The sequence below is a fragment of the Pantoea sp. S-LA4 genome (assembly GCF_054482835.1).
Genome location: NZ_JBTLRC010000002.1, coordinates 3,158,745 through 3,172,191, shown reverse-complemented (window position 1 = coordinate 3,172,191; position 13,447 = coordinate 3,158,745). Strand labels below are relative to the sequence as shown.

Below are 13,447 nucleotides of genomic sequence, written 5' to 3'. Positions count from 1 at the left end.
GGGCCACGATGTGAGGATGAGAAATTCATGAGTGAACTGACGCAGGATGGTGCAGAGCGTCTTGCCCTGCACACATTTACCGAGAATGCGTACTTAAACTATTCGATGTACGTCATCATGGACCGCGCCTTGCCTTATATTGGCGACGGCTTAAAGCCGGTACAGCGACGTATTATCTACGCCATGTCCGAACTGGGACTGAGCGCCAGCGCGAAATTCAAAAAATCAGCGCGTACCGTCGGTGACGTGCTGGGTAAATACCATCCGCACGGCGACAGCGCCTGTTATGAAGCGATGGTACTGATGGCGCAGCCGTTCTCGTATCGTTATCCGCTGGTGGATGGACAGGGCAACTGGGGCGCGCCCGACGATCCCAAATCCTTTGCCGCTATGCGTTACACCGAATCACGCCTGTCGAAATATGCTGAACTGCTGCTGGGTGAGCTGGGTCAGGGCACGGTCGATTATCAGCCAAACTTTGATGGCACCCTGCAGGAGCCGAAGATGCTGCCGGCGCGGCTGCCGAACATTCTGCTGAACGGCACCACCGGGATTGCGGTCGGTATGGCGACCGATATTCCGCCGCACAACCTGCGTGAAGTGGCGCAGGCGGCGATCACCCTGATCGACCATCCTAAAACCACGCTGGATGCGCTGCTGGATATCGTGCAGGGCCCGGATTATCCGACCGAGGCGGAGATCATCACGCCGCGCGACGAGATCCGAAAAATTTATCAGAACGGGCGCGGCTCTATTCGCCAGCGCGCCATCTGGAAGAAGGAAGAGGGCGAGGTGGTGATCACCGCGCTACCGCATCAGGTGTCGGGTGCGCGGGTACTGGAACAGATCGCCAGCCAGATGCGCAATAAAAAGCTGCCGATGGTTGAGGATCTGCGGGACGAGTCGGATCATGAGAATCCGACCCGTCTGGTGATCGTGCCGCGCTCAAACCGGGTCGATCTGGATCAGGTGATGAACCACCTGTTCGCCACCACCGATCTGGAAAAGAGCTACCGGGTTAACCTGAATATGATTGGCCTGGATAACCGTCCGGCGGTCAAAAACCTGCACGAAATTCTGTCGGAATGGCTGGTATTCCGCCGTGATACGGTGAAACGTCGTCTTAATCACCGGCTCGACCGCGTGCTGCGTCGTCTGCATATCCTCGACGGTTTGCTGGTGGCCTTCCTCAATATCGATGAAGTGATCCACATCATCCGTACCGAAGATGAGCCGAAGCCGGTGCTGATGTCACGCTTTGAACTGAGCGAAACCCAGGCCGAATCGATCCTCGAACTGAAGTTACGCCACCTGGCGAAGCTGGAAGAGATGAAGATTCGCGGCGAGCAGGCCGAGCTGGAAAAAGAGCGCGATCAGCTGCAGGCGACGCTGGCCTCTGAGCGCAAGATGAACACTCTGCTGAAAAAAGAGTTACAGGCCGACAGCGCCAGCTATGGTGACGAACGTCGCTCACCGCTGCGTGAGCGTGAAGAAGCGAAAGCGCTGAGCGAAACCGAGCTGATCCCTTCCGAGCCGGTGACCATCGTGCTGTCGCAGATGGGCTGGGTGCGCAGCGCCAAAGGGCACGATATCGATCCGGCCGGGCTAAGCTACAAAGCGGGCGACAGTTATCTGGCCGCCGCGCGCGGCAAGAGCAACCAGCCGGTGGCCTTTATCGACTCCACCGGCCGCAGCTATACCTTAGATCCAACCTCGCTGCCGTCGGCGCGCGGGCAGGGCGAGCCGCTGACCGGTAAGCTGACGCCACCGCCGGGCGCGGTCGTTGAGCAGGTGCTGATGGAGCCGGACGAGCAGCGCTTACTGATGGCGTCTGACGCGGGCTATGGCTTTATCTGCACCTTTGCCGATCTGGTCTCCCGTAACCGCGCCGGTAAAGCGCTGCTGACGCTGCCGGAAAACGCCAGAGTGATGACGCCAATGGCGGTACATCATGAAGATGACATGCTGCTGGCGATCACCCAGGCGGGACGGATGCTGATGTTCCCGGTCGGTGAACTGCCGCAAATGTCGAAAGGCAAGGGCAACAAGATCATCTCGATACCGGCCGCTGAAGCGGCTGCGGGTCAGGATAAGCTGGCATGGCTGATGATTCTGCCGCCGGGCAGCGCCATTACTCTGCATGTCGGCAAGCGTAAGATGCTGCTGCGCAGTGAAGAGCTGCAGAAATTCCGCGCCGACCGCGGACGTCGCGGCACGCTGTTGCCACGCGGCCTGCAAAAAATTGATCGTGTTGAACTGGATGCGCCTGCGCGTCCGGCTTTTGCGGACAGCGAAGCGTAAACTACCCGGCTGACACTGTGTCAGCCGTGGCTCAATGAGGGAACTATGTTACTGATACTGCGTACCATTATCGTGGTAATTTATTCGATATTAGTCTCTGTGTTTGGCTGTATCTGGTGTCTTTTTTCACCGCGCAATCCGCGCCACGTCGCCACTTTTGGCCGCCTGTTCGGTAAATTGTCGACGGTATTAGGGCTTAAAGTAGAGTTGCGCCGTCCGGAAGGGGCTGACAACTACGGCAATGCGATCTATATCGCTAACCACCAGAACAACTACGACATGGTGACCGCCGCTAAAATCGTGCAGCCAACCACGGTGACGGTCGGCAAAAAGAGCCTGTTGTGGGTACCGTTTTTTGGTCTGCTCTACTGGCTGACCGGTAATCTGTTGATTGATCGGGATAACCGCGCCAAAGCACACGGCACCATCGGCCAGCTTGTCGATCAGTTCAACCGTAAGCGCATCTCGTTCTGGATGTTCCCGGAAGGCACGCGCAGCCGCGGTCGCGGTTTAATGCCGTTTAAAACCGGCGCATTCCACGCCGCCGTGGCGGCCGGTGTGCCGATTATCCCGATTGTGGTCTCCAATACGCACGATAAGATCAAACTGAATCGCTGGAACAATGGGCTGGTGATCGTTGAGATGCTGCCTCCGGTTGATGTGAAAGCGTTTGAATCTTCCTCGGTGCGTAAGCTGGCAACCCACTGTCGTGAACTGATGGCGGCGAAGCTGGAAGAGCTTAACGCCGAAGTCGAAGCTCGCGAAAAAAGCGGTAAAATCTGACCGGCGATTCCTTCGCCGAACCAGCCTGCAGGGATGCCGCACGGTGAGGGGCTTAACGGCTCGCCGTAAAAGCAGCACAGCACATAACAGCAATAAAAACAGGGTTGGCGCGTCAGCGCCACGCGTAAAAGGTCAGAAGTTTTATGTCTTTCAGCAGACGTCAGTTCATCCAGCTTTCTGCTGGAGTGGCGCTTAGCGCCGGTATTATGCCTCATGCGGCTCGTGCCGCGTCCGCCGCCAATGGTGATACGCCACTGCCGATTCCGCCGTTACTGGAATCCCGTCGCGGTCAGCCGCTGTTTTTGACCATGCAGCGCAGTCACTGGGCATTCAACGGTGATAATAACAAGGTTCCGGTATGGGGCATTAACGGCCTCTATCTCGGGCCGACGGTGCGCGTCTACAGCGGCGACGACGTGAAACTGATCTACAGCAACCGCCTCAATGAGCCGGTGTCGATGACCATCAGCGGCCTGCAGCTTCCTGGCGCACTGATGGGTGGCGCACCGCGCATGATGTCAGCCGGCGTCGACTGGGCGCCGGTACTGCCGATTCGTCAGGCGGCCTCGACCTGCTGGTATCATGCCAATACACCGAACCGCATGGCGCCGCATATCTACAACGGGCTGGCGGGGATGTGGCTGATTGAAGACGATATCAGCAAGCAACTGCCGTTGCCGAAACACTACGGCGTTGACGACTTTCCGATCATCATTCAGGACAAGCGGCTCGATAACTTTGCCACGCCGGTTTACGACCCGCCGCAGGATGGCGGCTTTCTCGGCGACACGCTGCTGGTGAATGGCGTGCGAAATCCTTTTGTCGAGGTTTCCCGCGGCTGGGTGCGTCTGCGTCTGCTGAACGCCTCGAATGCGCGCCGCTATGAGATGGTGCTGAGCGATAACCGGCCATTTATGGTGATTGCCAGCGATCAGGGCTTTCTGTCCGCGCCGGTCGCGGTACAGCGCCTGTCACTGGCTCCGGGTGAACGACGCGAGGTGCTGGTCGATATGTCACAGGGCGATGAGGTATCGATTACCGCCGGCACCGCGGCGGGCATTATGGATCGGCTGCGCGGCTTCTTTGAGCCGTCATCGATCCTGACCTCGACCCTGATCCTCACTTTACGCCCCACCGGGCTGCTGCCGCTGGTCACCGATAATCTGCCCATGCGACTGCTGGCCGATCAGATTCTGGATGGTGTGGCGGTGCGCACGCGTGAGTTCCGGATTGGCGACAGTATGCCGGGCATCAACGGCGCCATCTGGGACATGAACCGTATTGATACCACCGCGCAGCAGGGCACCTTTGAGCGCTGGATTCTGCATGCCGATCGGCCACAGGCGCTGCATATTCAGGGTGTGATGTTCCTGATTAAGAGCGTCAACGGCGCGCAACCGATGGGCGAAGATCGCGGCTGGAAAGATACGGTCTGGGTAGATGGTGATGTGGAACTGATGGTCAGCTTCCCGCAGAGTTCGTCAGATCACTTCCCATTTGTCTATTACAGCCAGACGCTGGAGCTGGCGGATCGCGGAACTGCCGGTCAGCTGGTGGTGCAGCCAACGCAGTAAGCCGTACGACGTAACGAAAAAGGGCAACGTCACGTTGCCCTTTTTTTAGTGCGACAACAGCAATGAACCGCGTCACGCCGCGCCGCAAACGGTATCACCGCTTAGCCGTTAAAGGTTTCCGGGTCCGGCCCCAGACGGTTGCCGCTATCCAGCTTAGTGATGTCGCTGACTTCATGCTTATCCAGCCGGAAATCGAACACCTTAAAGTTCTCTTCGATACGTGCAGGCGTGACCGACTTCGGAATCACCACCAGCCCGCTGTCCAGATGCCAGCGAATGACGATCTGCGCCGGGGTTTTGCCATATTTCTTCGCCAGCGATTTAATCACCTCCTGATCAAATACGCCTTTACCGCCCTGCGCCAGTGGGCTCCAGGATTCCGTCTGAATCTGGTGCATCGCATTCCACGCATGTAGCGTGCGCTGTTGCAGCATCGGATGCAGCTCGATCTGGTTGACGACCGGCGTCACACCCGTCTCATCCAGCAGGCGCTTGAGGTGGGATTCATGGAAGTTACAGACGCCGATACTTTTGGTCAGCCCCTGCTGCTGTAGCTCGATCATTTTCTTCCAGGCATCAACATAGTGATCTTTTTCCGGACACGGCCAGTGCATCAGATAAAGGTCAACCTGCTCCAGTTGCAGCTTCTGCAGGCTGGTTTCCATCGCCTGCTGAACGTTCTGCTGATCGTCATTCCACAGCTTGGTGGTGACGAAAATCTCGTCGCGCGGCACGTCGGTTTCCTGCAGCGCCTGACCAATCGCTTCCTCGTTCTTGTAAGCGGCGGCGGTATCAATGGAGCGATAGCCGACCTGTAAGGCTTTCAGAACCGCCTGGCGCGCTTCGTCGATACTGGCCTGCCACACGCCCAGTCCCAGTTGCGGCATCATATTGCCATCGTGCAGTTTGATAATGGGTTGGTCTGCCATAGTTGCTCCTTTCCGTTGCAGTTAACCAGTGAGATTTCACTGTGCTTAAGTCTAGCCAACAATTCACAGCCTGCCTGTCGGGCTGAGCGTGCGCAACAGCAACACACTGCCCGATCCGGCAAAGTTCTTGCCTGATTCTCCAATTCGCTGGCGGTTCAGGCAGTGTCGCGGCACACTGACTTTTTATCCTGATAAGGAGTCTGAATGGCGCACGATGCCCTGTGTCACCGCCTGGCGCAGCAGGTGGTGACCTTAATGACCCACGGTCGCGATCGTCTCTGTCCGGTCAGTCATGTTTCGCTGATTTATGCTAATCAGTATCGTCCGCGCACGCCGATGATGTATCAGCCCGGCATTGTGATCCTGTTTCAGGGCAGCAAAACCGGCTATCTCGGCAGCACGGTGTTCCAGTACGACGCCAGCAAGTACCTGATGCTCACGGTGCCGCTGCCGGTGGAGTGCGAAACCTGGGCCTCGCCAGAGGTGCCGATCGCCGGTTTATGCCTGAATGTCGATACCGCCAGCCTGCAGGATTTGCTGATTGAGATCGGTGACGATGATCAGTTTCAGCCGCAGCCGTTGACCTCCGGCATCCACTCGGCGTGGCTGACAGAACCGATGCTCTGCGCGGCGGAACGGCTACTGGATGTGATGACACAGCCGCGCGACGCCCGCGTGCTGGGGCCGCATATCGTGCGTGAGATTATCTATTATGTGCTGACCGGCCCGCTGGGCGGGGCGCTGCTGTCGCTGGTGAGTCGCCAGACCCAGTTCAGCCAGATTGCGCGTGCGCTGCGGCGCATTGAAAATCACTTTGCCGACAATCTCAGCGTTGACGCGCTGGCGGCGGAGGTGAACATGAGCGTCTCGGCGTTCCACCACAACTTTAAAGCGGTGACCCAGACGTCACCGTTGCAGTATCTCAAGCGTTATCGTCTGCACCAGGCACGGTTACTGATGCTGCATGATGGACTGAAAGCGAGTGCAGCGGCGGTGCGGGTTGGCTATGAAAGCCCGTCGCAGTTTTCGCGCGAGTTTAAGCGCTATTTTGGCGTGACGCCGGGCGAAGAGGTGAGTCGGGTGCGGCAGACGGTGGCAGACCCGTCCGCCTGACAGGCGGCGGGTCATCACCAGAATGGCGTCAGGCCTGCTTCTGCCGACGTTTTTTCCAGATCACAATAATGCTGCCGAACAGGCCGAGAAACAGCAAGACCATCGGCAGCACCATCAGAATCGCCATCACCTGATCTTCATGACGTTTGATAAAGGGTACCTGGCTGATGCCATAGCCAAACGCCACCACGATGCCGACCCAGAGCACACCGCTCAGCCAGTTAAACAGCTGAAAGCGGCCATTCTGTAAACCGGCAATGCCCGCCATGGTCGGCAGGATGGTGCGGATAAAGGCGAGAAAACGACCCACCAGCAGCGCCATCAGGCCATGACGGTTAAACATATTCCAGGCGCGCTGATGATATTGCGCCGGCAGATGCATCAGCCAGCTTTTCACCAGCCGGGTATTGCCCAGCCAGCGCCCCTGCAGATAACTCAGCCAGCAGCCGAGACTGGCGGCCGTGGTGAGGATCACCATCGTCGGTATGAAATCCATCACGCCTTTCGCGACCATCGCGCCCGCCAGCAGCAGCAGGCTGTCGCCCGGCAGGAAAGAAGCGGGTAACAGCCCGTTTTCCAGAAACAGCGTCAGGAACATTACGCCATACACCACCCACACTACATCCGGATTTGCCAGCGCGGCAAAGTCCTGATGCCAGAGCGCGTGGACAATCTCGTGTAAAACACCCATTAGCTATTCCATCACGTCACAAGGAAAACCCGCCTTATCAGGCTGCCGCGAGAGTGACAGGCTGAGCCTGCCTGGTCTGCAGGGGCTCAGCGCTTCACGCTCGGCCTGGTGCCTGAACGGTCCGGGATAAATTTTAACAATAATCAGGCCGCAGCCCGGCAATCTCTGCTGGCGGCGACCACCACGTTTATCTTCTGTTTAGCTTACTCAGCGCGTCAGGCGCGCAAAACCCGCCTCAAGGTCGGCGAGCAGATCCTCAACGTGCTCCAGACCAATATGCAGCCGCACCAGCGTACCCGTGAAATCGACCCCGCCGGCTGGGCGAATCGCGGCCAGTTCTTCCGGCTGATTCGCCAGGATCAACGACTCATAGCCGCCCCACGAGTAGGCCATGCTGAAATGATGGAAGTGATCGAGGTATTCCGCCAGCTGCGCCGGGCTGAGTTTCTGGTGCAGAATAAAGGAGAATAGCCCGCTACTGCCGTTAAAATCGCGCTGCCAGAATGCGTGGCCCTTACTTTGCGCCAGCGCCGGATGGTTAACCCGGGCCACTTCCGGCCGGGCCGACAGCCACTCAGCCACCTGCAGCGCGCTCTCTTCATGCTGACGCAGCCGGGTGCCGAGCGTGCGTAATCCCCGGCTCGCCATGTAGGCGGTATCCGCATCGACCATCTGGCCCATGAGATAGGAGTTCTCGCGCAGCTGATCGATGCAGCGCGCGTTGGCGACCGCGGTGCCGATCATCGCGTCACTGTGACCAATCAGATATTTGGTCCCGGCCTGAATCGAAATATCGATCCCATGTGCCAGCGCGTTGAACAGAATACCGGCGGCCCAGGTATTATCGATCATGATAATTGCGTCGGGGGCTTTAGCCCGCACCGCCGCCACAATGGCCGGGATATCCTGCACTTCCATGGTGATTGAAGCGGGTGATTCCAGAAAGACCACCCGGGTGTTGGGCTGGATCAGCGCCCCGATTTCGCTGCCGATACAGTGATCGAACCAGCCAATCGAGACCTGCATCTTTTGCAGAATTTTGTGGCAGAAGTCCTGCGTCGGCTCATACACCGCGCCGCTCATCAGTACGTGGTCGCCCGCCGCGACAAACGCCAGAATCGCATTAGCCACTGCCGCGGCGCCGCACGGATAGAGCACGCAACCGGCGCCGCCTTCCAGTTCGGTCATTGCGTCCTGCAGCGCAAAGTGGGTCAGGGTACCGCGGCGACCATAAAACAGTTCACCTTTTGCCCGACCGGCGGTGGCGCGTTTTTTGTCTGCTACGCTGTCAAAAACCAGTGAGGAGGCACGCTGAATTACGCTATTCACCGAGCCCTGGGTATAACGTTTGCTGCGTCCTGCGCTGACGAGGGTGGTATCAATTTTTTTGGTGCTCATGAGTCGCCTTTGCCGCTTCTGCCTGAGCCTTCACGTTAGCACGAAAAGGCCGGCAGGGTTGAGACTCAATGGCGATTATCAGAGTGCGTCGCAGGATAAAAATCGGGTCCGCAGGCGAACCCGATTTTGCGGGTGCTACATGACGCCCATCAGACGCGGTAACCAGAGTGAAATCGCCGGAATATAGGTAATCAGCATCAGCACGATGAACAACATGCCGTAAAACGGCAGCATGGCACTGACCACCTGCTCAATTTTCTGCTTACTCACCGCACTGGCGACAAACAGCACCGTGCCGACCGGCGGCGTAATCAGGCCGATGCCGAGGTTGGTCAGCATGATCATCCCGAAATGAACCGGATCGATTCCCAGCGAAGTCGCGACCGGCAGCAGCACCGGCGTCAGGATCAGAATCAGCGGAGCCATATCCATCAGCGTCCCCACCACCAGCAACAGAATGTTGATGCACATCAGAATCACATACTTGTTATCCGACAGGCTGGTGAACGCCTCGGTAATCAGCGTCGGCAGTTGCATAAAGGTCATCACCGCGCCAAACCCGGCGGCGAAGGCGATCAACACCATCACGATGGTGACGGTTTTGATGGTGCGGAACAGCAGGATATGCAACTGATTCCATTTGAAGTCACGATAGATAAACATGGTGACAAAGAAGGCCCAGATACAGGCGATCGCCGCCGACTCCGAGGCGGTGAAAATACCGGACAGAATCCCGCCCATGATAATGACGACGGTGAACAGCCCCCAGAACGCATCGAAGAAAATCTTCAGCGCCTGACGAAACGGAATGCGATCGCCTTTCGGATAGCCGCGTTTCCGGGCAAAGCCGAGGCACATCACCATCAGGCAGCCGCCCAGCATCAGGCCCGGCAAAATACCGGCGACAAACAGCGAAGAGATAGTGACCAGCCCGCCGGTCGCCAGCGAGTAGATCACCGAGTTATGGCTGGGTGGCGTCAGTACCGCCTGCACTGAGCCGCTGGCGGTGACGGCGGCGGCGAAGTCGCGCGGATAGCCTTTCTCTTCCATCTGCGGAATCATCACCGAGCCGATCGAGGCGGTATCCGCCACCGATGAGCCGGAAATGGCGCCAAAGAAGGTGGAGGCGACAATGTTGACCAGCGATAAACCGCCGCGAATGAAGCCAACAAAGATGTAGGCAAAGTTAACCAGGCGGCGGGCGATGCCGCCTTCAGCCATGATCGCCCCGGCGAGAATAAAGAACGGAATGGTGAGTAGCGAAAATTTGTTAATGCCGTTGGTAATCTGAATCACCACCGCTTCCAGCGGCAGATCGATCCACCAGGCGCCGATAAACGCGCTCAGGCCGACCGCAAACGCCACCGGAAAACCCACCAGCAGCAACACCAGCAAACTGCCTAATAAAATCAATGCGTCCATCTTCTGCTCCGGATTAGTGGGTGCCGCCCAGCGTGACAATCGGACGCTGGCTTTGATCGCCGGTCAGCAATCGCTCAACAACAAACAGCAGGGTAAAGATCGCGCCAATCGGGATCGGCAGATACATCTCGCCATAGGTTACGGCAGGCAGCGAGGCCAGCGACTGCACCCACATCGCTTCACACAGGCTATAGCTGGCCTGAAAGATCACCAGACAGGTAATGATCATCAGCAGATCGCAGACCCGCAGCAGCAGACGTTGCAGAGCGGGTGACAGGCGATCGGTCATCATGGAGACGCAGATGTGTGTTCCGGCGCGTAAGCCGACCGGCGCGCCAATAAAGGTAAAAATAATCATGCAGATGATGGCAACCGGTTCCGGCCACGAGAGCGCGCCGTTCATCACGTAGCGGGCAAAAATCCCGATCGGGATCACCGTCACCATGATCATCAATGCCACGGCGGCAACCAGCATGCACAGCAGATAGAGCCCATCCATCAGACGCGTATAAGCAGCCATAATTGATACCTGATTAAGCACGCCACACGGCAGTGTGGCGCGGGAAGGGTTATTTCACGTCAGCGATCCGGGTCATCAGATCCTGATATTTACCGCCAAACTGATCGCGCACCGGCTGGGTCGCCTTAACGAAATAGTCACGGTCGGTTTGCTGGAAGGTGACGCCGCCGGCTTTCATCTTCGCAAGCGACTGTTCGGTATAGGTTGCCCAGAGCTGGCGCTCTTCATCCTGCGCCTCTTTACCCAGTTTCTTCAGCAGCGCCTGATCCTCAGGCTTGAGACGATCCCAGGCACGTTTCGAGAACAGGATCATTTCCGGCTGAATAAAGTGTCCGGTGAGGGTGTAATATTTCGCGACCGGCATATAGTTATGGGCGACGAAAGTCGGTGGATTATTTTCGGTTCCGTCAACCACGCCGGTCTGCATGGCGCTGAACACTTCGCTGACGCCCATCGCCACCGGATTGGCTCCCATCGCTTTCAGCGTAGCCAGCGAAATGGCGCTGTTCTGTACGCGGATCTTCATGCCTTTCAGATCTTCGGGCTTCGCCAGCGGTTTTTTGGTGATCATGTTGCGTTCACCGGCGTCGGTCCAGCCGAGAAACACCATTCGGGCGTTGGGATCTTTATCGAATTTATCGGCGATCTCTTTACCGATCTCCCCATCCAGCACCTTGTGCATGTGGTCGACGTCGCGGAAAACATAGGGCAGCGTCAGCACGCTGGTTTCCGGCGCGATGCTGGTGACCGGCGCCAGCGACACGCGGATCATATCGATCGCGCCCAGTTGTACCTGTTGCAGAGTCTGATCTTCATCGCCCAGCACGCCACCGGCATAGAGTTTCATCTCCAGCCTGCCGTCGGTGGCCTGTTTCAGTTTGTCACCCATGTGCTGCAGCGCCACCACTGTGGGGTAGCCAGCAGGCTGAACTTCTGCCACTTTAATCACCTGTGCCGAGGCGGCGGCGCTCACCATCATTGCCGCCAGGGCACATGCCAGGCGTGTTTTGGTCATTCTCATTATGTTGTCTCCAGCAGAGGAAGGGCGGCGCTCAGGAATCCGGCGTGTGTAGCAAGGGGCCGCGTGGAGCCAGCATAGTGAAAACGGGCGTCAGCGAAATGCGGCGATGCTGATTGAATGAATGCGATCACATTTTGAAACGTTGTTTTAATAAATTTTCACGCAGCATCACATTTTCGAAACATCCCCATCGGCTGTCATAAAACTGCCGTCATCGGCCTGCCGGGCAGGTTAGAGTTTGTAAATACTAATGAGAACGACTATCAATTCGCGGCTATTTTGCTATTATTTGCGCTTGTTTCGCATCCCTGTAGATGAAGTTGGAGAAGCAGCGTGGTAGCCAGTGATTTGATGCAAACGGACCTTTCCGTTTGGGGCATGTATCAACATGCCGATATCGTGGTAAAGGTAGTGATGATTGGCCTGTTACTGGCTTCAGTTGTCACCTGGGCGATCTTCTTCGGCAAATATGCCGAACTGAGCGCCGCTAAACGTCGCCTGAAACGCGAGCAGCAGGCGCTGGGCGAAGCGCGTAACCTGAATGACGCCGCCCGTATTGCTCAGCAGTTCACCGGCCACAGCCATAGCGCCGTGTTGCTGAACGACGCACAAAATGAGCTTGAGCTGTCAGCCGGGGTGGAAGACACCAACGGCATTAAAGATCGTACCAGCTTCCGTCTTGAGCGCCGCGTTGCCGCCTTCAGCCGCCACGCTGGCCGGGGCAACGGCTTCCTGGCGACCATTGGTTCGGTCGCGCCCTTTATCGGCCTGTTCGGCACCGTGTGGGGCATCATGAACAGCTTTATCGGCATCGCTAAAACCCAGACCACCAACCTTGCGGTTGTTGCACCTGGCATCGCGGAAGCGCTGCTGGCGACGGCGATTGGCCTGGTCGCTGCGATTCCGGCGGTGGTGATCTATAACGTCTTTGCCCGCATGATCGCCAATTACAAAGCCTCACTGGGTGATGTGGCGGCGCAGGTGCTGCTGTTACAGAGCCGTGATATCGATCTGGGAAACGTCGCCGCTGACGTTCCGCGTCCTGCGGCGGCCCAGAAACTGCGCTTAGGGTAAGCGATTATGGCCATGCGATTAAACGACGACCTGGAAACCGATGGTGAAATGCATGAGATCAACGTCACGCCGTTTATCGACGTGATGCTGGTTCTGCTAATCATCTTCATGGTGGCGGCACCGCTGGCGACTGTCGACGTGCGCGTGAATCTGCCAGCGTCTACCAGCGCGCCGCAGCCGCGACCGGAAAAACCGGTTTACCTGTCGATCAAGGCTGACAAGCAGCTTTATGTCGGTAACGATCAGGTGACGCCGGAATCGCTGGTCAGCGTGCTGACCGGACAGACCGGCGGCAACAAAGAGACCACCATTTTCTTCCAGGCGGACAAGTCGGTGGATTACGAAACGCTGATGAGCGTGATGGATCAACTGCGTAGCGCGGGCTATCTGAAAATTGGTCTGATGGGCATGGAAACCGTGAAGAAATAGCGGTTTATCCGGTAGAGAGAGAAGGCGGCTGATTCAGCCGCCTTTTTTTATGCAGCCCGTCAGACCGGATGAAATCAGGCGAACCGGCGCTTCCACTGGTCGGTTATGCTGGCGAAGTTCGATTGTTAATTAGTTGTTACTTCTGCATACAGTTTTGTAAAGTGCAATGGTGAGGTTGCTCACATTATTGCC

General features: G+C 57.3%; 12 protein-coding genes. 6 read left to right on the top strand and 6 right to left on the bottom strand.

Translation table 11 applies throughout. The annotated features are described in order from the left end of the window. Positions 1 to 27: 27 nt before the first annotated feature. The 3 genes from parC to ftsP all read left to right on the top strand — a co-directional run bounded on the left by parC (position 28) and on the right by ftsP (position 4,658). Complete coding sequence (parC, locus tag ACX3P5_RS15685) at positions 28 to 2,301, top strand: DNA topoisomerase IV subunit A (RefSeq protein WP_458968968.1); 2,274 nt, start codon at positions 28 to 30, stop codon at positions 2,299 to 2,301. A gap of 45 nt (positions 2,302 to 2,346) precedes the next feature. Further along, positions 2,347 to 3,084: a 1-acylglycerol-3-phosphate O-acyltransferase gene (locus ACX3P5_RS15680; RefSeq protein WP_094120636.1), complete on the top strand. Its 738-nt coding sequence runs from the start codon at positions 2,347 to 2,349 to the stop codon at positions 3,082 to 3,084. Between the two features lie 143 nt (positions 3,085 to 3,227). After that, positions 3,228 to 4,658, top strand: coding sequence for a cell division protein FtsP (gene ftsP, locus ACX3P5_RS15675; protein WP_233987096.1), 1,431 nt, complete (start codon positions 3,228 to 3,230; stop codon positions 4,656 to 4,658). A gap of 101 nt (positions 4,659 to 4,759) precedes the next feature. Here ftsP and dkgA read toward each other — a convergent pair whose 3' ends face one another. Next, positions 4,760 to 5,587 (bottom strand): 2,5-didehydrogluconate reductase DkgA, encoded by an 828-nt coding sequence (gene dkgA, locus ACX3P5_RS15670; RefSeq protein WP_233987097.1) that lies wholly within the window; start codon positions 5,585 to 5,587, stop codon positions 4,760 to 4,762. A gap of 204 nt (positions 5,588 to 5,791) precedes the next feature. Between dkgA and ACX3P5_RS15665 the strand changes: the two genes are divergently transcribed. Then, positions 5,792 to 6,700, top strand: a complete 909-nt coding sequence (locus ACX3P5_RS15665) for an AraC family transcriptional regulator (protein WP_233987098.1) — start codon at positions 5,792 to 5,794, stop codon at positions 6,698 to 6,700. 28 nt (positions 6,701 to 6,728) lie between these two features. On the opposite strand, the gene ACX3P5_RS15660 is transcribed toward ACX3P5_RS15665, so the two are convergent. The 5 genes from ACX3P5_RS15660 to ACX3P5_RS15640 all read right to left on the bottom strand — a co-directional run bounded on the left by ACX3P5_RS15660 (position 6,729) and on the right by ACX3P5_RS15640 (position 11,752). Continuing rightward, positions 6,729 to 7,391: a DedA family protein gene (locus tag ACX3P5_RS15660; protein ID WP_031376521.1), complete on the bottom strand. Its 663-nt coding sequence runs from the start codon at positions 7,389 to 7,391 to the stop codon at positions 6,729 to 6,731. Positions 7,392 to 7,598: 207 nt separating this feature from the next. After that, entirely contained in the window at positions 7,599 to 8,789 is a 1,191-nt protein-coding gene (gene metC, locus ACX3P5_RS15655; RefSeq protein ID WP_336756557.1) for a cystathionine beta-lyase, read from the bottom strand. A gap of 135 nt (positions 8,790 to 8,924) precedes the next feature. After that, positions 8,925 to 10,211 carry a TRAP transporter large permease gene (locus tag ACX3P5_RS15650; protein WP_458968967.1) on the bottom strand — a complete coding sequence of 429 codons (1,287 nt, stop codon included), beginning with the start codon at positions 10,209 to 10,211 and terminating at the stop codon, positions 8,925 to 8,927. A gap of 13 nt (positions 10,212 to 10,224) precedes the next feature. After that, positions 10,225 to 10,731 carry a TRAP transporter small permease gene (locus ACX3P5_RS15645; protein WP_233987101.1) on the bottom strand — a complete coding sequence of 169 codons (507 nt, stop codon included), beginning with the start codon at positions 10,729 to 10,731 and terminating at the stop codon, positions 10,225 to 10,227. A gap of 49 nt (positions 10,732 to 10,780) precedes the next feature. Beyond that, positions 10,781 to 11,752 (bottom strand): TRAP transporter substrate-binding protein, encoded by a 972-nt coding sequence (locus ACX3P5_RS15640; protein ID WP_233987102.1) that lies wholly within the window; start codon positions 11,750 to 11,752, stop codon positions 10,781 to 10,783. A 351-nt stretch (positions 11,753 to 12,103) separates the two neighbouring features. Between ACX3P5_RS15640 and exbB the strand changes: the two genes are divergently transcribed. Both exbB and exbD read left to right on the top strand, forming a co-directional pair. Continuing rightward, positions 12,104 to 12,826 (top strand): tol-pal system-associated acyl-CoA thioesterase, encoded by a 723-nt coding sequence (gene exbB / locus ACX3P5_RS15635; protein WP_233987103.1) that lies wholly within the window; start codon positions 12,104 to 12,106, stop codon positions 12,824 to 12,826. Positions 12,827 to 12,832: 6 nt separating this feature from the next. Continuing rightward, positions 12,833 to 13,255, top strand: coding sequence for a TonB system transport protein ExbD (gene exbD / locus ACX3P5_RS15630; RefSeq protein ID WP_094120626.1), 423 nt, complete (start codon positions 12,833 to 12,835; stop codon positions 13,253 to 13,255). Positions 13,256 to 13,447 lie beyond the last annotated feature (192 nt).